This window comes from uncultured Sphingomonas sp., from assembly GCF_964021865.1.
Taxonomy (GTDB): domain Bacteria; phylum Pseudomonadota; class Alphaproteobacteria; order Sphingomonadales; family Sphingomonadaceae; genus Sphingomonas.
In genome coordinates, this window is sequence record NZ_CAXIAM010000013.1 from 32,543 (window position 1) to 54,933 (window position 22,391).

Genomic DNA, 22,391 nt, shown 5'->3' on the forward strand with positions numbered 1-22,391 from the left:
CTTCGTCGTTCCGGACGTGATGCGGACCCGCTTTTTCGCACTACGGATTGAAAGCGGGACCTTGGGTCACGTCCCGCGTGACGGGAAGGAAGACGTCGACCACGCATCGATCGCCGCATAGCCATCGAAGCCCAGCGCCGCGATCCGCCGAAAGCGCCGCTCGTCCATTCCGCCCAGCGCGATCACCGTCACCGGCAACCCGCGCGCGATCGCCGCGGCACGCCACAACCCCAGCGCCGCCGCGCCCGGATGCGACCGCGTCGCGAACACCGGCGACACCAGCACCACATCGGCCCCCGCCCGCACCCCCGCCAGCGCCTCGCGCCGATCATGCGCCGGCCACGTCACGATCCCGCGCCCGCGCCGCGCATGAACCCCCGCCGCGCCGCGCAACGGTGCCGCGCCCGCCACCACCAGCACCAGCCCCCGCCGCCGCGCCACGCCGCGCACGCGCGCGAACAGCGCCCGACGCTCCCCCGCCGGAGTGCGATAATGGCGGAAGATAACCCCTGCGCCGCGCGGCAGCCGCTCCAGCGCCGCCCACAAGCGCTCACCCTGACGTTCGTCGGTCATCAGCCAGCGGACGGGGTGGCGGGCAGGCATGCCGCTCCCTATAGCGCGGACGATGACCCCCGACGACCGTCTCGCCGCCACCCACGCCCGCATCGCGAGCGCTGCCCGTCTCGCGCGCCGCGAGCCGGCCGACATCACGCTGGTCGCGGTGTCGAAGACCCATCCGGTCGAGGCGATCCGGCCGCTGCTGCTCGCCGGACAGCGTGACTTCGGCGAGAACCGCGTGCAGGAAGCCGCCGCGAAATGGCCCGCGCTCCGCGAGGAATTTCCCGATTGTCGCCTGCATCTCGTCGGACAATTGCAATCGAACAAGGCCGCGGAGGCGGTCGCGCTCGCGGAGGCGATCCACAGCATCGACCGATCGTCGCTGATCGCCGCCGTGGCGCGCGCGATCGACGCGACCGGCCACCGCCCCGACTGTTTCGTTCAGGTCAACATCGGTGACGAACCGCAAAAGGGCGGTTGCGCGATCGCCGACCTCCCCGCCCTGCTCACCGAAGCGCACGCCGCAGCGCTGCCGATCGCCGGCTTGATGTGCGTCCCCCCGGCCGGCGTCGAGCCCGCGCCATATTTCGCGCTTCTGGCCAAGATCGCGCGCGACCACGGCATCGCGGGGCTCAGCATGGGCATGTCCGACGACGTCGAACAGGCGGTGTCGTTGGGGGCCACCCATGTCCGCGTCGGCTCGGCGCTGTTCGGAGACCGCGCATGACCCGCTTCGATGCATTGCTCTTCGACTTCGACGGCGTCCTGATCGAAAGCGAGGCGCGCGGTAATCGCCACATCGCCGATTATCTGACCGGCATCGGCTATCCCACCACGCCCGAGCAATCGATGGCGCAGTTCATGGGGCTGGCCGGCAAGGATTTCCTCGCCGCGATTGAGGCGCATATCGGCGCGCCGATCCCGCCCGACTTTCAGGCCGCGCGCCGCGCCGAGGATGAGCGCTGCCTGCTGGAAGGGATCGAGGAAGTCACCGGCGCGACCGCCTTCGTCCGCGCGCTCCCGGCGACGCTGCCGCGTGCGGTGGTGTCATCGAGCCGGGTACGCTGGATTGCCACGCATCTCGAGCATCTCGGGCTCCGCGCCGCGTTCGGCGAGCATCTCTATTCGGGTGCGGAGCATGTCACGAACGGCAAGCCCGCGCCCGATCTCTATCTGCATGCCGCCGACAAGCTGGGCGTCGCGATCGAACGCTGTGCGATCATCGAGGATTCCCCGGTCGGCGCGACCGGTGCGGTGGCCAGCGGCGCATTCGTGATCGGTCTGGTCGCCGGTGCGCATTGCGCCCCCAACCACGGCGACCGCCTCCGCGTGATCGGCGTCGATGCGATCGCGAGAAACTTCGACGAGGTCACCGCAATCGTGAGTCTGTAGCGCGTGCTGCCCTCGCCCCGATACCGATAAGCCCCTCCCTTCAGGGGAGGGGTTGGGGTGGGGCAATCGAAGACGCTGGGCCCGGTGAGACGCCGCCCCACCCCCTCCCTGAAGGGGAAGGGGAAATCTAGCGACTGCGCATCACAATTGATGCCCGGTCCTGTCCCGCTTGGTCGCCAGATACCGTTCGTTGTGCCGGTTCGCGGGCAGCGCGTGCGGCACCCGCTCGATTACCGCGACCCCCGCCGCCTCCAGCCCCGCGACCTTGGCCGGATTGTTGGTCAGCAACCGCACCCGATCCTGCCCCAGCAGGTGCAGCATCCGTGCCGCCACCCCGAAATCGCGCGCATCGATCGCGAAGCCGAGCCGGACGTTGGCGTCGACGGTATCGAACCCCTGATCCTGCAGCGCATAGGCGCGCAGCTTGTTGACCAGCCCGATCCCGCGCCCTTCCTGCCGCAGATAGAGCAGCACGCCCCACCCCGCCGCCGCAATCGCCTGGATCGCGGCATCGAGTTGCGGCCCGCAATCGCACTTCAGGCTGCCCAGCACATCGCCGGTCAGGCACTCGCTGTGCAACCGCACCAGCGGCGGCGCGCCGTCCGATTGGCCGATCAGCAGCGCGATATGCTCGTCGGCGCTTTCCGGCGATCGGAACGCGACGATCTCGGCATGTTCCGCGCCCGCCACCGGCAACCGCGCGCGCACCGCGATCTGCAGCGCCTGCGCATCCTCGTGCGCCGCGATGGCCCGCGCATCCACCACCTGCGCCGCCTCGCCGGTTCCGATCATGAACGCCGGCAGCAATCCCGCGATCCGGGCCAGTTGCAGCGCCGCCCCCGCGGCGATCGGCGCCGACACCGGGATCGTGCGGAACGGTCCCTTGAGCGGCGTGGCGAGATCGAGCTGCGGATCGGCCAACGCGGTCGCCAGCGCCATGTCGAACCACGGCGCATGTTCGACCACCACCGGCCGATCGGGCACCGCTGCCTCGAGCTGGTTGGCGAGCTTCAGCGTCGCAGCACGCCCGTTCGACAGCAGCACGTCGAAGCGCCCGTCGGGCACGAACCGCGCGAGCCGCCCGGCATCGGCGGTCTCGATCGCCAGCAGTATCAGCGGCGGCTCGCCGTCCGCGGTCACCGTAATCGGCCAGCCGCGCCGCATCGCATCGATCGCGCGCGCCGCATCGCGCCCGGTCACCGGAGATGTCACCACGCGAACTCGGTCATGATCGGCACATGGTCCGATGGCTTCAACCAGCTCCGGCACGGCTCGAACACGGTATGCGCGGTCGCGGTCTTCGCGACATCCGCGGTCGCCCACATATGATCGAGCCGCCGGCCGCGATCGTTCTTGGTCCAGTCGGGTGAACGATAGCTCCACCAGGTATGCAGCCGTGCCGGTGCCGGATGGAAATGCCGCCCGAGATCGACCCAGTCGTTCGACGCCTTCAACCCGTCGAGCGCCTCCACCTCGACGGGCGTATGGCTGACGACCTTCAGCAACGCCTTGTGGCTCCACACGTCGCTCGGCAACGGTGCGATGTTGAAGTCGCCGGTCAGGATCGTCGGCTCGGTCAGCGTCTCGGACCAGCGCGTCATCCGCGCGACGAAATCCAGCTTCTGGCCGAACTTGGGGTTCACGTCGCGATCGGGCACGTCGCCGCCGGCCGGGACATAGACATTCTCCAGCCGCACGCCGTTCGGCAGCCGCACCCCCAGATGCCGCGCCTCGCGATTGGCCTGCCAGTCGAGCCGGTCGTCGGCGGTGACGGGCACGCGCGCGATGATCGCAACGCCGTGATGCATCCGCTGCCCGTGCAGCAGGATATGGTCATAGCCGAGCGCGCGAAACGCGTCGGTCGGGAAGTCGGTATCGACCACCTTGGTTTCCTGAAGGCACAGCACGTCGGGCTGCGCCTCGCGAAGGAATTGCTCGACGATCTCGATGCGGAACCGGACCGAGTTGATGTTCCAGGAGACGATTTTCACGGCGGTTAGGTAGCTTCGCACCGTCATGTCGACAAGGCGCGCCGATGCGGCAGTTCCTGAACGAGAAAGGCCCCCGCTCCGGGGGCATGGAGCGAGGGCCGACTCAGCGTTCGTCACGCAAGCGGTAGGCAGGAGACCGAGCAACAGGGGGAAAATCCCGGCGGCCCGCCGACCGTGCTTGCAGTCCTAAACGCTCCAGCCTTTCGCGAAGATGAACGAATTGGACAAAAATGCCATGATTTAGCTGGATCGTCCCTGCCGGCGCGGATCGACCCAGCGGAACGTGCCATCGGCGACCGGCACGTTGAACTTCTGGTCCGTCAGCCGGATCGTGGTACGGTTCCCCTGGCTGTCGAGCGCGGCCCAGCCCTGCAGCATCAACCCGCCCGGCGCCGCGGCGCTGCGCGCGAACACCAACGTGATCCGGCCATATTCCGGATGTTTGGGGTCGTACGCTTCCACCGACAGCACCCCCGGATTGGTCGACGGCACCACCTTCGCATATTTCGATATGTCGCGCGTCGGATCGAGCAGCACGCCCAGCGGCGAATTGCCGATCGGCCAGCGCTGCACCTGCTTCACCGAATAATCGATGAACGTCAGCGCCTTGCCGTCGCCGACGATCAGCAGCGGCACGCCTTTTTGATATTGGAAGCGGATCTTGCCCGGCTTCTTGAGCGTCAGCGTCCCGGTCAGCACCTGCCCGTTGCGATCGGTCTGGCTGAACGCGGCCGTCATCGAATCGAGTCCGGCGATCGAGCGCTGCACCGCCGCCAGGTCCGCGCCGGTCTGCGCCGCGACGGGTGCCGCCGCCGCGGCCAGCACGGCGAGCGGCAGAAGATAGTTCGACATGTCGTCTCCCGACCCAATGAGTGGCGGCGTGATGGCGGGGCGGCGTTGAACCGCCCCTGAACCCGTCAGGTGAACAGCGTCGCCAGCCCCGGCGTCGTCTCGCTGCCGACCCACCCTTCGTGGATCATCCGGATCGCGACGAACAGGATCACCGCCAGCCCGACATAGGCGATCCAGCGATAGCGATCGATGATCCGCGCGATGAAATTGGCCGCCAGCCCCATCAGCGCCACCGACAGCAACAGCCCGATGACGAGGATGCCGGGATGCTCGCGCGCCGCGCCGGCCACCGCCAGCACGTTGTCGAGGCTCATCGACACGTCGGCGACCGCGACCGCCCAGGCAGCCGCGGCGAAGCTCTTGACCGGCTTGACCGCCGCTGCGTCCTCGGCTGCGTCGATCTCCGAATGCCCGCCGCTGCGGATCTCGCGCCAGAACTTCCAGCTCACCCACAGCAGCAGCAGCCCGCCCGCGAAGATCAGCCCGACAATCCCCATCAGCCAGGTGACGATCAGCGCGAAGAAGATCCGCAGCACCAGCGCCGCGCCGATCCCGATCAGGATCACCTTCTTGCGCTGTTCGCTCGGCAACCCTGCGGCAAGCGCGCCGACCACGATCGCATTGTCGCCCGCCAGCACCAGGTCGATCATCAGCACCGACCCGAATGCGGCAAGCGCGGCGGGATCGGACAAGTTCGAGAAATCGGCGACGATATGCTGCCAGATGTCCCCCAGCGAGCCGGGTCCCTGAATGGCCGCACCCGCGGAAGCCGCGGCGGCAAGCGTGGCGATAAGGCTCAAATTACGTCACTCCCCGTCTGACCGCTTCAATGATGCTGGCCGGCATAACGTTCCGGGCGGGGAATGCTATGGGCAAGCAACGCGGGGAGCGCCGCGGGCAAAGCATGTCCTGAGCGCCTGCCTTGCAGGCAGTCGAAGGCCCGCGCCGTCGGTCGGGTGCGCCGAACGCGCACCCGCCGGCCGAACCGATGCGAGTCCTGCGCCAGCATGACGCAGGCCGCATTCGGTTACTGATTCATCGAATCGAAGAAATCGTCGTTGGTCTTCGAATCCTTCATCTTGCCGAGCAGGAATTCCATCGCGTCGACGGTGCCCATCTGCATCAGGATCCGGCGCAGCACCCACATCTTCGACAGCTGGCCCTTCTCGACCAGCAGCTCTTCCTTGCGCGTGCCGCTCTTGCCCACGTCGATCGCCGGGAAGATGCGCTTGTCGGCCACCTTGCGGTCGAGCACGATTTCGGCGTTGCCGGTGCCCTTGAACTCCTCGAAGATCACCTCGTCCATGCGGCTGCCGGTATCGATCAGCGAGGTCGAGATGATCGTCAGCGACCCGCCTTCCTCGATGTTGCGCGCCGCGCCGAAGAAGCGCTTCGGGCGCTGCAGCGCATTGGCGTCGACACCGCCGGTCAGCACCTTGCCCGACGACGGCACGACGGTGTTATAGGCACGCCCCAGCCGCGTGATGTTGTCGAGCAGGATGACGACATCCTTCTTGTGCTCGACCAGCCGCTTGGCCTTCTCGATCACCATTTCGGCGACCTGGACGTGGCGCGTCGCGGGTTCGTCGAAGGTGGAGGAAACCACCTCGCCGTTCACCGTGCGCTGCATGTCGGTGACTTCCTCGGGCCGCTCGTCGATCAGCAGCACCAGCAGGAACACTTCCGGATGGTTGTGCGCGATCGCGCGCGCGATGTTCTGCATCATGATCGTCTTGCCGACGCGCGGCGGCGCGACGATCAGGCAGCGCTGGCCCTTGCCGATCGGCGCGACCACGTCGAGCACGCGGCCCGACTTGTCCTTGATCGTCGGATCCTCGATTTCCATCTTCAGCCGCTCGTCCGGATAGAGCGGCGTCAGATTGTCGAAGTTCACGCGCTGGCGAACGCGCTCGGGTTCCTCGAAATTGACCTGCGTGATCTTCACCAGCGCAAAGTAACGCTCGCCGTCCTTCGGCCCGCGGATCTCGCCCTCGACCGTGTCGCCGGTGCGCAGGCCATGCTTGCGGACCTGATTCGGGCTGACATAGATGTCGTCGGGACCGGCAAGATAGTTCGCCTGCGCCGAGCGCAGGAAGCCGAAGCCGTCGGGCAGCACCTCGATCGTGCCCTCGCCCATGATCTGCTCGCCGTTCTCGGCCTGCACCTTCAGGATCGCGAACATCAGGTCCTGCTTGCGCAGCGTGGAGGCGCCCTCGACGCCCAGCTCCTCGGCAAGCTGCACCAGCTCGGCGGGGGCCTTCTTCTTCAAATCCTTGAGATGCATGTATCTGTCCGATGTGATCGGGGGTCGGGGAAAGCTCGGCCGGCGATGGAAAACGCTCGAGAAACGAAGCTGTAGAGGATGCGGCGCGCACCGAGGACCGGCGACGTCACGGGCGCGAGGTATGAGTCATGCCGGAGATAGTCAAGCGCGGACGTCGCTAGCGCAGCCATTCCCGCCCGCAAAACCGTCATTCCCGCGCAGGCGGGAATCCAGACGCGCGGGTCTTCGCAGGGGCCGACACGTCAGAGGTTCTGGCTTCCCGCCTGCGCGGGAATGACGGGCGTGGCGTTAGAACGGCTTCACGATCACCAGAATCACGATCAGCGCGGTCGCGAGCGCCGGAATCTCGTTCATCATCCGCAGCGCCTTGTTCGACACGCCGGCCTGCCCGCGCGCCAGCTTCTTCGCATAGCCGACCGCCCAGCCATGATAACCCGACAGCAGCAGCACGATTGCCAGCTTGGCGTGCAGCCACCCCAGCCCCGGCACGTCGTCCGCGATCCCCGCATTCAGCGCCAGCGCAAGGCCCAGTACCCAGACGACGATCATCGCCGGGGTCAGGATGATCGCGCGCAGCTTGGTCTCGCGCTCCACCCAACGCGCGGCATCCGCGGGATCGGCCAGCCCCTCCTGATGATAGATCAGATAGCGCGGCAGCATGAACAGCCCCGCCATCCAGAAGATTACGAAGATGACATGCGCCGCCTTCACCCAATCATAGGTCGCGCCAAGAAACCCGACCATGTTCAGCCCCTTACCCGTTGCAACAGATGTTCGACATGCGCGATCGGCGTATGTTGCCCGATCCCGTGGCCGAGATTGAAGACATGCGGCCGTTCCGGGAACGCCGCCAGCACGCGGTTGATCCCCGCATCCAGCGCCGCCCCGCCGGTCAGCAAGGCGAGCGGATCGAGGTTGCCCTGCACCGGCAACCCTGACGGCAGCACCGAATCCGCCCACTGCGGATCGACCGTCTCGTCCAGCCCGATCGCATCCACCGCGGTGCCTGCGGCATAGGCGGCGAGTTTGCCGCCCGCACCCTTCGGAAAGCCGATGATCGGCACCCCCGGGCAGCGCGCGCGGACGCCGTCGACGATCGCGCGGTTCGGCGCGATCACCCAGCGTTCGAACTGATCGGGCGACAGGCTGCCCGCCCAGCTATCGAAGATCTGCACCGCCTCGACGCCATTCTCAATCTGCGTCGCGAGATACGCGATCGTCGTCGTCACGATCGCGTCGACGATCGTGCCGAACGCCGCCGGATCGGCATAGGCGAAGCGGCGCGTCACTTCCTGGTCGCGGCTGCCCTGCCCCGCCACCATATAGGTGGCGACCGTCCACGGCGACCCGGCGAACCCGAGGAAGGTCGTCTCCGCCGGCAACGACCCGGCCACGCGCCGCACCGTCGCATAGACCGGATCGAGCCGCGTCGCGTCGGGAGTCAGCGCCGCCAGCGTCGCGTCGACCAACGCCGGGGCCAGCCGCGGTCCCTCGCCCGCCCCGAACGTCAGCTCCTGCCCCAGCGCCCACGGCACCATCAGGATGTCGGAAAACAGGATCGCACCATCGAATCCGAAGCGACGGATCGGCTGCAGCGTCACCTCGGCCGCGGCGACCGGATCGGTGGCGAGCGCGAGGAACCCGCCCTTCTCCGCGCGCAACGCCCGATATTCGGGAAGGTATCGCCCGGCCTGGCGCATCAACCACGTCGGCGGCCGGTCGGCGCGCTCGCCGTTCAGGGCTCGCAACAGGGGTTTGTTAACCATCATGTGCGATCCTTCTACCTTCTAGGTAAGATTCTAAGAGAGTCTGGTTGTTGCTGCGGTAGGCGCGTGGATCGCGGGGGCTTATGCGTCACCACCGGAATTGCCAACAGCTTGACTCATGCGTCAACGCCGGCCGCCGTCGGATTCGACGCACACTGTCCCCGTTTTTCACAGCCTGTGGATAAAATCCGGCGTTGGGGACGGCGCTGTGGATAGAATCGAGGTTGTCCACCGATCGGGGTGGCGCTTGGCGGGGCGGTGAAGTTGGTCTAGCGGCTGTCCACGACTTATCCACAGATCGGTCCAGCCCGCTGATGCTCCGCCTTCATCTCCACCTGCTGTCGGACTCGACCGGCGAAACGCTGGAGAACATCGCCAAGGCGGCGCTCGCGCAATATGACGACGTCGAGACGGTGCGGCATTTCTGGCCGATGGTGCGCACCGAAACGCATCTCGACCGCATCCTTCAGGAAATCGCGCAGAATCCGGGGCTGGTGATCTTCACGCTCGTCAATCCGGCGACGCGCGCCGCGCTGGAGACGCGCTGCAAGGCGCTCGGGCTGCCCACCGTCGCGCCGCTCGATCCGGTCAACGACGCGCTGTCGATGTTGCTCGGGCAGCAGGCCAAGGCGCGCCCCGGTCGCCAGCACGTTCTCGACGCCGCCTATTTCGCGCGCGTCGACGCGATCCAGTTCACGATCGCGCATGACGACGGGATCGCGCACGAGGAATGGGAAGAGGCCGATATCCTGCTCGCCGGGGTCAGCCGCTCGTCGAAGACCCCGACCTCGATCTATCTCGCCAATCGCGGGTTTAAGACCGCCAACATCCCGATCGTGGTCGAAAGCCCGCCGCCGCGCGCACTCTTCACGCTCAGGAATCCGCTGGTGGTCGGGCTGACGACCAGCACCGACCGGCTGATCCAGATCCGCCGCAACCGGTTGCTCTCGCTCAACCAGGCGACCGAAACCAATTATGTCGACCAGGACGCGGTGGCGCGCGAGATCGCCTATGCGCGCCGCATGTTCGCCGATAACGGCTGGCCGGTGATCGACGTCACCCGCCGCTCGATCGAGGAAACCGCCGCCGCGATCATCGCGCTGGTCAACGAACGCCGCGGGCTGGCGGCACGGAACACCGACTGATGTTGATCCCATGTTGATTCTGGCCTCGCAAAGCGCCTCGCGCACCACGATGCTCGCCGCCGCGGGCGTGCCGTTCACCGCCGAGCCCGCCTATGCCGACGAGGCGGCGCTGAAGGCGGCGATGGCCGGGCGGCACCCGCGCGACATCGCCGATGCGCTCGCGGAGCTGAAGGCGCTCAAGGTCAGCGCGCGGCATCCCGGGCATCTGGTGCTCGGGTCGGACAGCCTCGCGGTGCTCGACGATGGCACGATCCTCGACAAGCCGACCAGCCGCGACGAAGCGCGCGACCACCTGACGCGCATGTCGGGCAAGCGCCACGATCTGGTCAGCGCGGCGGTGATCGCGGAGAACGGTCAGGCGGTGTGGCGCGTGGTGGACAAGGCGAAGATGTTCGTCCGCCCGCTCTCGCCGGCGTTCATCGAAACCTATCTCGACGCCGAATGGCCGGCGATCGCGGGCTGCGTCGGCTGTTACCGGATCGAGGGGCCCGGCGCGCAACTGTTCGCGCGGATCGACGGCAGCCAGTTCACCGTGCTTGGCATGCCGTTGCTCCCGGTGCTCGATTATCTGCGCATTCGACAGGTGTTGCCGGCGTGAGCGTCGCGCACGCCGCCACCCCCATCGTGCCGTCACCCCCATCACTCCGCCATCCCGGCGAAGGCCGGGGTCCACGGTTCCGGGAGTGTAGCCGCGGCGGCGACGTCACCAGCACCGGCCCGGCCAAGGTAGCATCATGACCAACACCCCCTATGCCGAGGTGATCGGCGACCCGATCGCGCATTCCAAATCGCCGCTGATCCACGGCTTCTGGCTCGAAAAGCTCGGGCTGGCCGGCGACTATCGCGCGATGCGCGTCGCGGGCGACGACCTCGCCGCCTATTTCGCACGCCGCGCCGACGACGCCGACTGGCGAGGGTGCAACATCACCGTTCCGCACAAGGTGGCGGCGCTCGATCATGTCCCCGATCCCGGCGACGTGCGCGGGATGATCGGTGCGGCGAACACCGTCTTCCGCGGCGAGGGCGGCGCGTTGATCGCCACCAACACCGACGCGGCGGGCTTCCTGTCGCCGATCGCCGATCTCGATCTGTCCGGCCAGCCGGTGGTGGTGGTCGGCGCGGGCGGCGCGGCGCGCGCGGTGCTGTTCGCGCTCGCGCGCAGCAACGTCGGCCGCGTGACCTTGCTCAATCGCACGCCGCTGAAGGGCGCGGCGTTGCTCGCGCAGTTCGGGCTCAAGGGCGATGCGCTCCCGCTGACCGCGCAGCTCCCGGCCGCCGTGCTGCTGGTCAACACCAGCGTGCTCGGCATGACCGGGCACGATCCGCTCGACCTCGATCTCGGGTCGCTCCCGGACGAGGCGATCGTCTACGACATCGTCTACGCCCCGCTCGAAACTTCGCTGCTCAAGGCGGCGCGCGCGCGCGATTTGGAGACGGTCGACGGGCTGGAGATGCTGATCGGCCAGGCGGCGGTCGCCTTCGAGCTGTTCTTTGGCGCCGCCCCGCCGCGCGAGCATGACGAGGAACTGCGCGCGCGCCTGCTCGCATGATCGTCCTCGGTCTCACCGGGTCGATCGGCATGGGCAAGTCGACGGTGGCGGCGATGTTCGCCGATGCCGGGGTGCCGGTGTTCGACGCCGACGCGGCGGTGCATCGCCTGCAAGGCCCCGGTGGCGCGCTGGTCGCGGCGATCGAGGCGCGCTTCCCCGGCACCACCGGCCCGCAGGGCGTCGACCGCACCAGACTCGGTGCCGCCGTTTTGAACGACGACGCGGCGCTGCGCGCGCTGGAGGCGATCGTCCACCCGGCGGTCCGCGCGGCGCGTGAAGCCTTCCTCGTTCAGCATCGCGACGCGCCGCTGGTCGTATTCGATATTCCGCTGCTGTTCGAGACCGGCGGCGACCGCGACATGGATTTCGTCGTGGTGGTGTCCGCTTCGGCCCCGGTGCAGCGCGAACGCGTGCTGGCGCGTCCCGGCATGACCCCGGCCCGGTTCGAAGCGATCTATTTTCGGCAATTGCCTGATACCGAGAAGCGCGCTCGCGCCGATTTCGTGATCCCCACCGACGTCTCGCTCGACGAGACCCGCGCCGCCGTGCTGCGCGTCATCGCTTGCGTGCAAGGCGGACAGGGTCGATAACGACGCGATCATGCGTGAGATCGTCTTCGATACCGAAACCACCGGCCTCAGTTTCGTCGGCGGCGATCGTATGGTGGAGATCGGCTGCGTCGAACTGGTCAACCGCGTTGAAACTGGCCGGGTTTTTCACGCCTACTTCCATCCCGAGCGCGACATGCCCGCCGAGGCGGAGCGCGTCCACGGCCTGTCCGCGGCCTTCCTCGCCAAGCATCCGGTGTTCGCCGCCGGGGTGCAGGCACTGCTGGAGTTTATCGGCGACGCACCGCTGGTCGCGCACAACGCCGGGTTCGATTTCTCCTTTCTAAACGGGGAGTTGGAACGTTGCGGCAATCCTGCGGTGTGCGGCTCGCGGATGGTCGACACGCTGGCGATCGCGCGCACGCGCCACCCCGGCGCGAAGCACACGCTCGATGCGCTCTGCAACCGCTACGGCATCGACCGTTCGCACCGCGTGCTGCACGGCGCGCTGCTCGACGCGCAATTGCTGGCGCAGGTCTACGTCGAGCTGATGGGCGGGCGGCAGATCGGGCTGGGGCTGGTCAACGAAGCCGCCCCAATCGTTCTAGAACAGGTGGTTACCGCGCCCGCGCGCATCCGCCCATTGCGGGTCTTTTCGGCGAGCGATGCGGAACTGGCCGCGCATGCTGCGTTTCTAAAGAAGGTCAAAGAGCCTTTGTGGGGGGTCGCCGCGTCCGAATGACGCGAATCGGCTGCCGGACCGCAGGGGGGCGGAACGGCGTAGATGGAGGAATGGTATGGATATCCGGATTTCAGGTCACCAGGTGGCGATCGGCGACGCGCTGAAGGCCCATGTGCAGGACCGACTCCAGGGTATCGCCGACAAATATTTCGCGCGCGCCATCTCGGCGGAAGTCACCTTCGGCAAGGGCCCGCACGACAGTGGCTTTACCTGCGACATCGTCGCGCACGTCACGCGCGGGCTGATCCTGAAGGGACGGCACGACGCGCACGACGCGCATCTGGTCTTCGACGGCGCCGCCGAGAAGATCGAGAAGCAACTCCGCCGTTACGTCCGCCGTCTGAAGGATCGTCACGCCGCGCACGCCGCAAGCGAGGAGACGCAGGACCGTACCGGCTATGACAATGCCGGCTACACGTTGTTCGCCGAACAGATCGGCGACGACGATGCCGGCGACGCACCGCTGGTGATCGCCGAAACCCGCGTCGACGTGCCCGATGCCAGTGTCTCGGACGCGGTGATGATGCTCGATCTGCGCAACACGCAGGCGCTGCTGTTCAAGAACGCGGGCACCGGCTCGTACAACATGGTCTATCGTCGCGGCGATGGCACGATCGGCTGGGTGGAGCCGCAGCGTGGCGGTTGACCGGACCTGATGGCGAGCGATCTCAGCGACCTGCTCGCCCCCGAACTGATCATCGTCGGTTTGCCGGCTGCCTCGAAGAAGGCATTGTTCTCCCAATTGGGGGCGCTCGTTGCCCCCACGCTGGGGATCGATGCGCGTGTGGTGGTCGATGGACTGGCGGCGCGGGAAAAGGAAGGCTCGACCGGCTTCGGGCACGGAGTCGCGATACCGCACGCACGTATCCCCGGATTGCCGCGGATCGTGCTGGCGGTGGCGCGGTTGGCGCATCCGCTCGATTACGGCGCGCTGGACGATGCCCCGGTCGATGTCGTGGCGGCGATGTTCTCGCCACCACAGGCCGGCGCGCAGCATCTGAAGGCGCTCGCGCGGGTCGCGCGACGGCTGCGCGACCGCGCCTTGGTGGCCAAGCTGCGCGGCGCGGGCTCGCCTGATGCGATCTATGCGCTCCTGTGCGATCACGGGGTGCGCGATGCCGCCTGAAGGCGCCGCGGCGCATTACCGCGCGCTCGAATCGCTCTATGCGGCGGCGCCGATCAATCGCTTCTTCGAATCGCGGCTCGAGCTGGCCGAGCCGGGTCGGTCTCGCATTTATTTTTCGGTCGATGAGCGCCACTTCCACGCCGCCGGAGCGGCGCATGGCACCAGCTATTTCAAGATGCTGGACGATGCCGCTTTCTATGCGTGCAACAGCCTGGTCACCGATCGCTTTCTGTTGACAACGCAGTTCAGCCTTTTGCTGACCCGCCCGTTGGGGGTCGGCCCGGTCGTCGCCGAGGGGCGCTGGATCAGCGGGCAGCGCCGCGTGTTCGTCGCCGAAGCGCGACTGGTCACCGCGGAGGGTGAGGAGGTGGCGCGTGGGACGGGCACGTTCATGCGGTCGCGGATCGCGCTCGCCTCCCTGCCCGGATATGCCGGGCTGTGAGCGAGCGGCTGCCAACGCATCTGGCGATCGGCGCGCTGCTGCGACGGGTCAACGATTCAGGTGGGTTGGCGGTGATACGCGCCCGCGGCGAGGCGCAGGGCGGCGCGGTGTTGATCCTGATCGCGGAGGGCCGGGCAATGCGCGCACTCGAACGCATGCGCGGCCTCGATGATCGCGACACGCTCGTTCCCGCCGGCCCTGCGGCGACCGAGCCCATGGCGATGGAAGACTATTGGCAGAATCGTCACCGCCGCGATCCCGATCTGTGGGTTGTCGAACTGGACGTCCCGCACGCCGAACGGTTCGTCGCTGAAACGATCCTGTAGCATTGACCCTGTTAACCTGTTGGCCCTAGCCGGACCGCATCGACAACGTGCGTTGTGCCGATGCGGGGTGCGATCCCGACGGTGACGCAGTCGGGGGGGACCCGGGCGATATTGATCAGCTAACGCTGGCTCAGCGATCGTTTCCGCGCACCCACCGCATAAAAATGATGTGGAATGCCGTTCAGCTCGCGCGTCGCGACTTTTGCGACGCTTACTTTTTCGGTCCTTGCTCTGGTAGCGCAGAGCGCTCCTGGACTGGCTGCTGAACTTCCGGCGGTTCCCGCCGCGTCTACCGCGATTCAACTCGCTCTTCCCGCCCAGGTTCCCACGATCGCTCCCGCGGAACCGGCCGTCCAGGAAGCAACCGTCACTCCGGCGCAGGTCGAAGAGCAGATCGCCTACCCAACCCTCGCCGCGGCGGTCGCCGATCAGTCGATCCGCTCGGACGCCGACGAGGATCTACGCTGCCTCGCCGGCGCAATTTATTTCGAGGCACGCGGCGAACCGCTCAGCGGCCAGCTCGCCGTTGCCGAGGTGATCCTTAACCGTACGCGCTCGCACCGCTTCGGCGGCAGCGCCTGCGACGTCGTAACCCAAAAGGGGCAGTTCTCCTTCGTGCGCGGTGGCCGGATGCCCGAAGCGCCGTCTAACGACGATTGGCGCACCGCGATCGCCGTCGCCAAGGTCGCGCTCAAGGATGCGTGGGAGAGCGATGCCTCCAACGCCCTGTATTTCAACCATCGTCGCGCCGGCCACGCCAATGGCGTCCGGGTCGCCTCGATCGGCAATCACATCTTCTACCGCTGATTGCGGTCGAATGGCGTGAACGAGGGCGTGGCTTTCGTTCGCGTGATGTTCTATTCGGGTGGCCATGCTGACGCCCCCCGCCACCTGTCATCAGGAAGAAACCGCGGCGCTGTGTGCGCTCGATGTCGCGCGTGGCGTGACGCGGATGTTCCTGCGGCATGACCTCACCGCTATCGCCGAGGTCCCGCTGGACGGCGGCCGTCGCGCCGACCTGATGGCGGTCGATGCGCGCGGACAATTGGTGATCGTCGAGATCAAGGTGTCGCGTGCCGACCTGCTCGGTGATGGCAAGTGGCAGGATTATCTCGCCCATTGCGACCGCTTCTATTGGGCGGTCCCCGCCGGCTTCGATGCCTCCCCGATCGCAGGTGAGGCATTCCTGCCCGAGCGCACCGGGTTAATCGTCGCGGATCGCTATGACGCGGCCATCGTGCGCGAGGCGCGCACCGATCCGCTGCCTGCCGCCACCCGGAAACGCTGCACGCTCGCCTTTGCACGCCGGGCGGCGCGGCGGGTCATTGCGGCACATGATCCCGATGCGATGATCGGTTTCTAGAGCGCCGACCGGCATTGTCGCCCCGGACCGGCTCCAGGGCGACGGGTCGGCTCAGAATTTGGGGCCGGCGACCGGGCGTTGCGCCTTGGCGGGCGTCTCGTCCAGAATCTTGCCGATCACCGTCGCGCGCGGATCGCGCTTCACATAGTCGCGCGCCGACATGCCGGCGACATTGTCGGGCTGGTCGGGATTGCCACCCGCGGCCAGCACCGCGCGCACCAGCGACAGGTCGCGGCGCTGCACCGCGCGGATCAGTGGCGTCTCGCCGCCATTGTTGCCGAGGTTGGCATTGGCCTTCGACGCGGCGAGGATCTGGATCAGGTCGGGCTGATTGGCCTGTACCGCCAGCAGCATCGCGGTGTTGCCGTCACCGTCGCGCAGGTTCGGATCCGCGCCTTTCGCCAGCAGGTAGCGCAGGTATGCCGCATCGCCGCGTTTGACGACGATGTGGATCGCGCCTTCGCCATTGGTGATATCACGCGCGTTGATGATCGTCTGGCCCGGCTGGTCGAGCATCCCGATCACCGCGTTGCCGTCACCTTTGCGCACCGCTTCCAGGAACTTGTAGCTTTGCGATTGCTGCTGAGCCGCGGCAGGCAGCGCGGTGGTGGCGATCGGCAGCGCGGCGAGCAGCGCAAGGGTAAGGAGCGGGCGGCGAAGCATCGGGTCGGTTCTCGCGAGGGCTGAGGGTTGCGTCACGGGCTATAACCCATCACATCTGGCATCACCATGAACATGCGCCGTTTCGCTGTCACGCTCGCGCTGCTGCTCGCCGGGCCCCTCTCCGGCTGCGGCAACGAGCCTGCGGGCCAGCCGCCGCTGGCCGGCGCGCGGATCGGTGGCGCCTTTTCGCTGACCGATCAGGACGCCCGCACGGTGACGGATCGCGACTTCGCCGGGCGCTACCGGATCGTTTATTTCGGTTACACCTTCTGCCCCGACGTCTGCCCCACCGATGTGCAGAACATCGCCGCGGCGCTCAAGGCGATCGAGCGCGACGATCCGGCGTTGGGCAAGCGGATCGTGCCGGTCTTCATCACCGTCGATCCGGCGCGTGACACTCCGGCCGCGCTCAAGCGCTTCGTCACCGCCTTCCATCCGCGCCTGGTCGGCCTGACCGGCACGCCCGAGCAGATCGCGAAGGTGGCCAAGGAATATGGCATCTATTTCGCGCGCGGCGCCGGCACCGCTGACGGCTACCTGATGGATCACAGCCGGCAGATCTATCTGTTCGATCCCGACGGCAAGCCGCTGGCGCTGCTGCCCGAAGGACCACCGGCGGCGATCGTCGCGGAGGTGAAGAAATGGGCGCACTGACCGGTCGCTTCTGGGAGACGACGCCGCTCGACAAGCTCGACCGGGCGCAATGGGAGGCATTGTGCGACGGATGCGGCAAATGTTGCCTGCACAAGCTGGAGGATGAGGAGACGGGCGAGCTGGTGCCGACCAACGTCGCATGTCGGCTGCTCGACCGGCGTAGCGGACAATGCTCCAATTACCGTCACCGCCGCGCCTATGTGAGCGAGTGCGTGCGCCTGACGATGGGCAACGTCCACGCCATCGACTGGCTGCCGTCCACCTGCGCCTATCGGCTGCGCGCCGCCGGCGAGAAACTGCCCGACTGGCATTATCTCGTCTCGGGCGATCGCGACGCGGTGCACCGCGCCGGCCAGTCGGTGCGCGGCTGGACGGTCAGCGAGGATGATGCCGGCGAGCTCGAGCTGCATATCGTCGACCGCGAGCTGTGAGCGAAGAGATCGCAGTGGTGCGCAACCCGCGCGCGCGCCGCACGCGATTGTCGTTCGATCCGGTTATCGGGCAGGCGCGACTGACGCTGCCGCCGCGCGCGTCGCTGGCCAAGGCACTGGCCTGGGCACGCGCGCAGGAGGGATGGATCGCGCACCAGCGTGGCCGGCTGCCCCAGGCGCGGCCGTTCGTGCCGGGTGCGACGATCCCGGTCGACGGGCACATGCTCACGATCGAATGGCGCATTGCGGCGCTCCGCACGCCGGCGATCGACGGCGACCGGCTGGTGCTCGGCGGTCCGATCGAGAGCGTGCCGCGCCGCGTCGAGCTGTGGCTCCGCCGCCGCGCGCTGGCGTTGCTGGAGCAGGACACCGCCTTCTACGCCGCACGTGCCGGCGTGTCGGTCAGCGGGGTGACGATCGGCGATGCGCGCGGGCGCTGGGGCAGCTGCGCGCATCACGGCGCAATCCGCTATAGCTGGCGACTGGTGCTCGCCCCGCCGGAGGTGCGGCGCGCCACCGCGGCGCACGAGGTCGCGCACCGCGTCCACATGAATCACGCGCCGGCGTTCCACGCGCTGGTCGCCGAGCTGTACGGGCGCGATCCGGTGACCGAGAGCGCGTGGTTACGCGCGAACGGAGCGGCGCTTCACTGGTTCGGGCGTTCGCCGGACTGAGCCGGGACCGCCGGGCGCGCAGGCGGCGCACTGCGCGCGGGCGGCGGCGTCCGGACCGCATCGCGTCGCGGCTGCCCGGTCACGCGGTCGAGCCATTCCTGATCGAGCCGCTCGTCGGGACGCTGCTGCTGCTGCTGCTGCTGCGGCTCTTCACCCTGCGGCGGCAGCGGCTGCACCACCGGCCGCTCGGGGCCGAACAGCGTCCCCGGCTCCGGCGCGGGAACGGCGTCGGGGCCATAGCCCGCCTCATCGCCATAGGTGGCGTTGTCGGGCGCACCATAATAGCTCTCGGCATCAGGCTCGAGCTGCGCCTCGGGCAGCGTTACCGCGGTTTCGAATTGCTCGATCGGCCGCTTGGCGACGGCCTTGACCATGAACTCGCGGAACGCACGCGCCGGGGCGGTGCCGCCGTGCAGCCCGGCGATAGGGCGCGCATCGTCGCGCCCCATCCACACGCCGGTGGTCAGTCCCGAGGAGAAGCCGAGGAACCAGCCGTCCTTGCTGCTGGTGGTCGTGCCGGTCTTGCCCGCCACCGGCCGCCCGATCTGCGCCGCGCGCCCGGTGCCGGTATTGACCGCGGTCTGCAACAGGTCGGTCATCGCGGCGGCGACGTTCGGCGCAACCAGCACCTGGCTGCGGTCGACCTCGTGGCGATAGATTTCATCGCCATCGGCGGTGACGCGCGTGATCCCGAAGGGGGTGATCGCGACGCCCTTGTTGCCGACGCTGGCGAAGGCGCGCGTCATGTCGATCAGCCGCACGTCCGAGGTGCCGAGCACCATCGAGGGATGCGTATTCACCGGCGTGCTGATCCCGAACCGCCGCGCCATGTCGGCGACGGTCTGGAAGCCGACCGCCTGCCCCAGCTTCGCGGCGATCGTGTTGAGCGAGTAGGCAAAGGCGGTGCGCAGCGTGACGCTGCCCGAGAAGCGCCGCGAATCGTTGCGCGGGCTCCAGCCGTCGATCGTCACCGGTTCGTCGACCTCGCGGTCCTCCGGCGTCCGGCCCGCTTCCAGCGCGGCGAGATAGACGAACAGCTTGAACGACGAGCCCGGCTGGCGCTGCGCCTGCGTCGCACGGTTGTAGATCGAGCTGACGTAATCGGTCCCGCCGACCATCGCGCGCACCGAGCCGTCGCGATCGATCGACACCAGCGCCCCCTGCGCGCCCTTCGGCACATTGGCGCGCACCGCCGCATCCGCGTCGCGCTGCATCGCCGGGTCGAGCGTCGTCCACACTTCAAGCGGCTTTTCGGTTTCGTCGATCAGCAGGTCGAGCTGCGGCAACGCCCAGTCGGTGAAATAGCGCACGCTGTTCTGGCGCGGCGCGGGGGCAAGCTTGACCCCGACGTCGTTCGCCTCGCGCGCCTGATCAACCGAGATGAAGCCGTTGCGCACCATCTGCTGGATCACGACCCCGGCGCGCCCGACCGCGGCCTGCGCATCGGCGGTCGGAGAATAATTAGACGGCGCCTTGACCAGCCCGGCGATCACGGCCGCTTCGGGGAGGCTCAGATGATCCGCGCCGTGACCGAAGAATTTGCGGCTCGCCGCGTCGATCCCGTACGCGCCGCCGCCATAATAAACCTTGTTGAGATACAGCTCGAGAATCTGCTCCTTCGAGAACTTGCGCTCCAGCGCGAGCGCGAGGATGCCCTCGCGGAACTTGCGCCCGAATTTCTTCTGATTGTTCAGGAAGATGTTACGCGCGAGCTGCTGGGTAATGGTCGAGGCGCCCTGCACGCGTCGCCCGCGCTCGTAATTGACGTACAGCGAACGCGCGATCCCGACCGGATCGACGCCGACATGGCTGTCGAAGCGTCGGTCCTCGACCGCGATCGTCGCCTCGCGCATCACCGCGGGAATGCGATCATAGGTCAACCACTCGCCATAGCTTGGCCCGAGCGACACCAGCACCGACCCATCGGCGGCATGGACGCGGATCATCTGCCCGTTGGGCGACGACTTCAGCGATTCAAAACTGGGGAGCTGCGAGCGCGCGATATAGACTGCGGTGAGCAATGCGGCGAACGCGAGAACAACCGCACCGAGCGCAAGTTTGACGGCAAGTCCTAAGCGGCGCCGCCACGGCGAGCGGGTCCTGGACGGAGCGGAGCGGGAGGTGCGGGCGCGGGCCATGGTCAGCCCCGTGGCGGATAGCGGCTTGAGCGGGGGTGAACAAGATATTTGGCGGCGGGTGACTCGGCGCGCTTGCCGGCTGTCCCTACCGCCGGCTGCTATCTCAGGGATCACACCGACGGTGCTCAGTCCTGTGCGTCGCGCAACGCCTCCGATTCGGCAAGGCGCACGGGATCGTCGGCGGCGAGGGCTTCCTCTAAATAGAAGCCGTTCGGAATGCTGCGTACCAACTCCTGTGCCTCAACGTCATATTCCTCGGCGATCAAAGGAAACGCGTCCACAAGGTGACGAAGAAAGCCCTTCTCCAGATTTCCCATTTCTGCGGCCAAATACTCGAGTAATTTCGCGGCATCATCCGGATTTACGCTATCTTCATCAGCTGTTTCCAGAAAACAAACGTAATTCGCGATGATTCCCGCAACTTGTCTGGCAATAAGCCTTTCGCGATCGACGTTCATGATGCAACCATCCTGACTGTAGTGTCGTGGCTACGACAATAAGCCTCGGCGATCGAAGTTGTGCTGACCCACTGACCCACCATGAGCGCCCACGTCCGCGTCGAAAAAACGACGCGGTTTGAAGTGAGTCCTATCGCCGGAGGTAGCAAGCCGCGAATCTGCATGCGTAGAGGGCGGGCACAAGCCGCCGCATAATAAAACCGGATGGCCGTCACCGCCGCGATCGTTCGCAATTTCAGAGAAACTGGTGCGGTCGAGAAGACTCGAACTTCCACGTCCTTTCGGACACAACGACCTCAACGTTGCGCGTCTACCAATTCCGCCACGACCGCACGTGTTGTCCACCGGGCAGACCCGGCGTCTGGTAGGCGAGCGCCCCTAGCAAAGCCGATCGGGGCTGGCAACGCCCTTTATCGCCTTGATCTCAGTTCGTCTCGCCGACGAAGCTGAGATCGAGCCGCTTGGAGCTGGCCGGCACGTCCACCTGCGCCGAGTTGAAGTCGATCGCACCGCCGGGCAGCAATGTCCGCTGCTGCGGGGTGATCGTCCAGCTGAAGACGATGCGGTTCTGCGAATCGCGCAGGTCGGCGCGGATGTCGGGCACGCGCTGCCGCGTCGAGGACGGGTTGGTGATCCGCCCGCTGACCGCGAACAGCTCGGATCCGTTCGCCATCTTGCGCCGCTCGATCGGATTGTCGGCGATCCGCAGCGGCAGTTCCTCGGGGCCGATCGACAGGCCAATCTGCTGCGCCAGCCCCGGCGCGGTCGTCCACAGGATCACCGCCACCGCGGCCAGCATCAGCAGCCCGGCGGCAATGCTTGCGATCGTGCGGATGCGTCCGCTGCGGCGAACCGGCGCGCGGAACGGCGGACGGTGCGCGAAGGCGTCGTAGCGGGCCGGTTCCGGTGTCGGTTCATCGACGATCGGCGGCGCGGACTGGAGCGGAAGGGCCGGCGGCGGCGCTGCGACTTCCGCTACTGCCGGTTCGGGCGGGGCGGGGGGCGGGACTTCTTCGGGCGACGAAGCCGCCTCTTCTGCCGGCGTGTCGTCATAGCTGACGTCCTGATACCAGCTATGCGCGCAATTGGCGCAACGCACCGTGCGCCCCGGCGGAGCGATCGCGTCGTCCGGCACCAGATAGCGGGCGCGGCATTCTGGACAATCGAGGATCATAGGCGCGGCACCGGCAGGACGAACGAACTGAATCTAAGCACGCGTGCGACCTGCAAGGCAAGCGTGAGTCGCGATGCTTGAAGCCGCCGGGCGTGGCGTGCAAAGGCTGTGGCC

At 67.3% G+C, this 22,391-nt stretch carries 28 protein-coding genes and 1 tRNA gene; 16 read left to right on the plus strand and 13 right to left on the minus strand.

All coding sequences use genetic code 11. The features are described 5' to 3' along the window. Positions 1-66: 66 nt before the first annotated feature. On the minus strand, positions 67-603 hold the full coding sequence (locus tag AADI75_RS05415) for a thiamine phosphate synthase (protein ID WP_341208023.1): 537 nt from the start codon (positions 601-603) through the stop codon (positions 67-69). Positions 604-625: 22 nt separating this feature from the next. Between AADI75_RS05415 and AADI75_RS05420 the strand changes: the two genes are divergently transcribed. Both AADI75_RS05420 and AADI75_RS05425 read left to right on the plus strand, forming a co-directional pair. Next, positions 626-1,285 (plus strand): YggS family pyridoxal phosphate-dependent enzyme, encoded by a 660-nt coding sequence (locus tag AADI75_RS05420; RefSeq protein WP_341208024.1) that lies wholly within the window; start codon positions 626-628, stop codon positions 1,283-1,285. After that, positions 1,282-1,950 carry an HAD family phosphatase gene (locus AADI75_RS05425; protein WP_341208025.1) on the plus strand — a complete coding sequence of 223 codons (669 nt, stop codon included), beginning with the start codon at positions 1,282-1,284 and terminating at the stop codon, positions 1,948-1,950. Before AADI75_RS05420 ends, AADI75_RS05425 begins: the two co-directional genes overlap by 4 nt. 141 nt (positions 1,951-2,091) lie before the next feature. Here AADI75_RS05425 and ribA read toward each other — a convergent pair whose 3' ends face one another. From ribA to hemE, 7 genes are all read right to left on the minus strand, one after another. Next, complete coding sequence (gene ribA, locus AADI75_RS05430) at positions 2,092-3,114, minus strand: GTP cyclohydrolase II (protein ID WP_341208060.1); 1,023 nt, start codon at positions 3,112-3,114, stop codon at positions 2,092-2,094. A 44-nt stretch (positions 3,115-3,158) separates the two neighbouring features. Beyond that, positions 3,159-3,941 carry an exodeoxyribonuclease III gene (locus AADI75_RS05435; protein ID WP_341208026.1) on the minus strand — a complete coding sequence of 261 codons (783 nt, stop codon included), beginning with the start codon at positions 3,939-3,941 and terminating at the stop codon, positions 3,159-3,161. 240 nt (positions 3,942-4,181) lie between these two features. Next, positions 4,182-4,793: an outer membrane lipoprotein carrier protein LolA gene (locus tag AADI75_RS05440; RefSeq protein ID WP_341208027.1), complete on the minus strand. Its 612-nt coding sequence runs from the start codon at positions 4,791-4,793 to the stop codon at positions 4,182-4,184. 65 nt (positions 4,794-4,858) lie between these two features. Next, the gene (locus AADI75_RS05445; protein ID WP_341208028.1) at positions 4,859-5,593 is read right to left on the minus strand and encodes a TerC family protein; all 735 of its coding nucleotides are present in this window, start codon (positions 5,591-5,593) and stop codon (positions 4,859-4,861) included. 227 nt (positions 5,594-5,820) lie between these two features. Then, entirely contained in the window at positions 5,821-7,077 is a 1,257-nt protein-coding gene (gene rho, locus AADI75_RS05450) for a transcription termination factor Rho (RefSeq protein WP_028967412.1), read from the minus strand. Between the two features lie 288 nt (positions 7,078-7,365). Next, a complete protein-coding gene (locus AADI75_RS05455) occupies positions 7,366-7,821 on the minus strand; it encodes a CopD family protein (protein ID WP_341208029.1) in 456 nt (151 codons plus the stop codon). Positions 7,822-7,823: 2 nt separating this feature from the next. Then, positions 7,824-8,846, minus strand: a complete 1,023-nt coding sequence (gene hemE, locus AADI75_RS05460) for a uroporphyrinogen decarboxylase (RefSeq protein ID WP_341208030.1) — start codon at positions 8,844-8,846, stop codon at positions 7,824-7,826. 311 nt (positions 8,847-9,157) lie between these two features. Between hemE and AADI75_RS05465 the strand changes: the two genes are divergently transcribed. From AADI75_RS05465 to AADI75_RS05515, 11 genes are all read left to right on the plus strand, one after another. Further along, positions 9,158-9,988, plus strand: coding sequence for a pyruvate, water dikinase regulatory protein (locus AADI75_RS05465; protein ID WP_341208031.1), 831 nt, complete (start codon positions 9,158-9,160; stop codon positions 9,986-9,988). A gap of 10 nt (positions 9,989-9,998) precedes the next feature. Then, positions 9,999-10,586, plus strand: a complete 588-nt coding sequence (locus AADI75_RS05470; RefSeq protein WP_341208032.1) for a nucleoside triphosphate pyrophosphatase — start codon at positions 9,999-10,001, stop codon at positions 10,584-10,586. Between the two features lie 136 nt (positions 10,587-10,722). Next, positions 10,723-11,538: a shikimate dehydrogenase gene (locus AADI75_RS05475; RefSeq protein WP_341208033.1), complete on the plus strand. Its 816-nt coding sequence runs from the start codon at positions 10,723-10,725 to the stop codon at positions 11,536-11,538. Further along, positions 11,535-12,128 carry a dephospho-CoA kinase gene (gene coaE, locus AADI75_RS05480; RefSeq protein WP_341208034.1) on the plus strand — a complete coding sequence of 198 codons (594 nt, stop codon included), beginning with the start codon at positions 11,535-11,537 and terminating at the stop codon, positions 12,126-12,128. The genes AADI75_RS05475 and coaE overlap by 4 nt, the downstream gene beginning before the upstream one ends. A gap of 10 nt (positions 12,129-12,138) precedes the next feature. Beyond that, the gene (gene dnaQ / locus AADI75_RS05485) at positions 12,139-12,828 is read left to right on the plus strand and encodes a DNA polymerase III subunit epsilon (RefSeq protein ID WP_341208035.1); all 690 of its coding nucleotides are present in this window, start codon (positions 12,139-12,141) and stop codon (positions 12,826-12,828) included. A 55-nt stretch (positions 12,829-12,883) separates the two neighbouring features. Then, complete coding sequence (gene raiA, locus AADI75_RS05490; protein WP_341208036.1) at positions 12,884-13,474, plus strand: ribosome-associated translation inhibitor RaiA; 591 nt, start codon at positions 12,884-12,886, stop codon at positions 13,472-13,474. A 9-nt stretch (positions 13,475-13,483) separates the two neighbouring features. Beyond that, positions 13,484-13,954, plus strand: a complete 471-nt coding sequence (locus AADI75_RS05495) for a PTS sugar transporter subunit IIA (RefSeq protein ID WP_341208037.1) — start codon at positions 13,484-13,486, stop codon at positions 13,952-13,954. Next, entirely contained in the window at positions 13,944-14,396 is a 453-nt protein-coding gene (locus tag AADI75_RS05500) for a PaaI family thioesterase (protein ID WP_341208038.1), read from the plus strand. Before AADI75_RS05495 ends, AADI75_RS05500 begins: the two co-directional genes overlap by 11 nt. After that, a complete protein-coding gene (locus AADI75_RS05505) occupies positions 14,393-14,722 on the plus strand; it encodes a DUF1491 family protein (RefSeq protein ID WP_341208039.1) in 330 nt (109 codons plus the stop codon). Before AADI75_RS05500 ends, AADI75_RS05505 begins: the two co-directional genes overlap by 4 nt. Positions 14,723-14,896: 174 nt before the next feature. Then, the gene (locus AADI75_RS05510) at positions 14,897-15,529 is read left to right on the plus strand and encodes a cell wall hydrolase (RefSeq protein ID WP_341208040.1); all 633 of its coding nucleotides are present in this window, start codon (positions 14,897-14,899) and stop codon (positions 15,527-15,529) included. A gap of 64 nt (positions 15,530-15,593) precedes the next feature. Then, positions 15,594-16,085, plus strand: a complete 492-nt coding sequence (locus AADI75_RS05515; protein WP_341208041.1) for an MmcB family DNA repair protein — start codon at positions 15,594-15,596, stop codon at positions 16,083-16,085. 51 nt (positions 16,086-16,136) lie between these two features. Here AADI75_RS05515 and AADI75_RS05520 read toward each other — a convergent pair whose 3' ends face one another. Then, complete coding sequence (locus AADI75_RS05520; protein WP_341208042.1) at positions 16,137-16,748, minus strand: ankyrin repeat domain-containing protein; 612 nt, start codon at positions 16,746-16,748, stop codon at positions 16,137-16,139. 72 nt (positions 16,749-16,820) lie between these two features. On the opposite strand from AADI75_RS05520, the gene AADI75_RS05525 reads away from it, so the two are divergent. Genes AADI75_RS05525 through AADI75_RS05535 form a run of 3 tightly spaced genes read left to right on the plus strand, consistent with a single transcriptional unit; the run spans position 16,821 to position 18,507 of the window. Then, on the plus strand, positions 16,821-17,402 hold the full coding sequence (locus AADI75_RS05525) for an SCO family protein (RefSeq protein WP_341208043.1): 582 nt from the start codon (positions 16,821-16,823) through the stop codon (positions 17,400-17,402). Then, a complete protein-coding gene (locus tag AADI75_RS05530; RefSeq protein WP_341208044.1) occupies positions 17,390-17,833 on the plus strand; it encodes a YcgN family cysteine cluster protein in 444 nt (147 codons plus the stop codon). Before AADI75_RS05525 ends, AADI75_RS05530 begins: the two co-directional genes overlap by 13 nt. Continuing rightward, the gene (locus AADI75_RS05535; protein WP_341208045.1) at positions 17,830-18,507 is read left to right on the plus strand and encodes a YgjP-like metallopeptidase domain-containing protein; all 678 of its coding nucleotides are present in this window, start codon (positions 17,830-17,832) and stop codon (positions 18,505-18,507) included. Before AADI75_RS05530 ends, AADI75_RS05535 begins: the two co-directional genes overlap by 4 nt. Here AADI75_RS05535 and AADI75_RS05540 read toward each other — a convergent pair. From AADI75_RS05540 to AADI75_RS05555, 4 genes are all read right to left on the minus strand, one after another. After that, entirely contained in the window at positions 18,480-20,645 is a 2,166-nt protein-coding gene (locus tag AADI75_RS05540; protein ID WP_341208046.1) for a PBP1A family penicillin-binding protein, read from the minus strand. The two genes, AADI75_RS05535 and AADI75_RS05540, sit on opposite strands and share 28 nt — an antisense overlap. A gap of 125 nt (positions 20,646-20,770) precedes the next feature. Continuing rightward, positions 20,771-21,103, minus strand: a complete 333-nt coding sequence (locus AADI75_RS05545; RefSeq protein ID WP_341208047.1) for a hypothetical protein — start codon at positions 21,101-21,103, stop codon at positions 20,771-20,773. Positions 21,104-21,348: 245 nt separating this feature from the next. Continuing rightward, positions 21,349-21,435 (minus strand) — tRNA-Leu (locus AADI75_RS05550). 92 nt (positions 21,436-21,527) lie between these two features. Next, positions 21,528-22,277 carry an MJ0042-type zinc finger domain-containing protein gene (locus AADI75_RS05555; RefSeq protein ID WP_341208048.1) on the minus strand — a complete coding sequence of 250 codons (750 nt, stop codon included), beginning with the start codon at positions 22,275-22,277 and terminating at the stop codon, positions 21,528-21,530. Positions 22,278-22,391 lie beyond the last annotated feature (114 nt).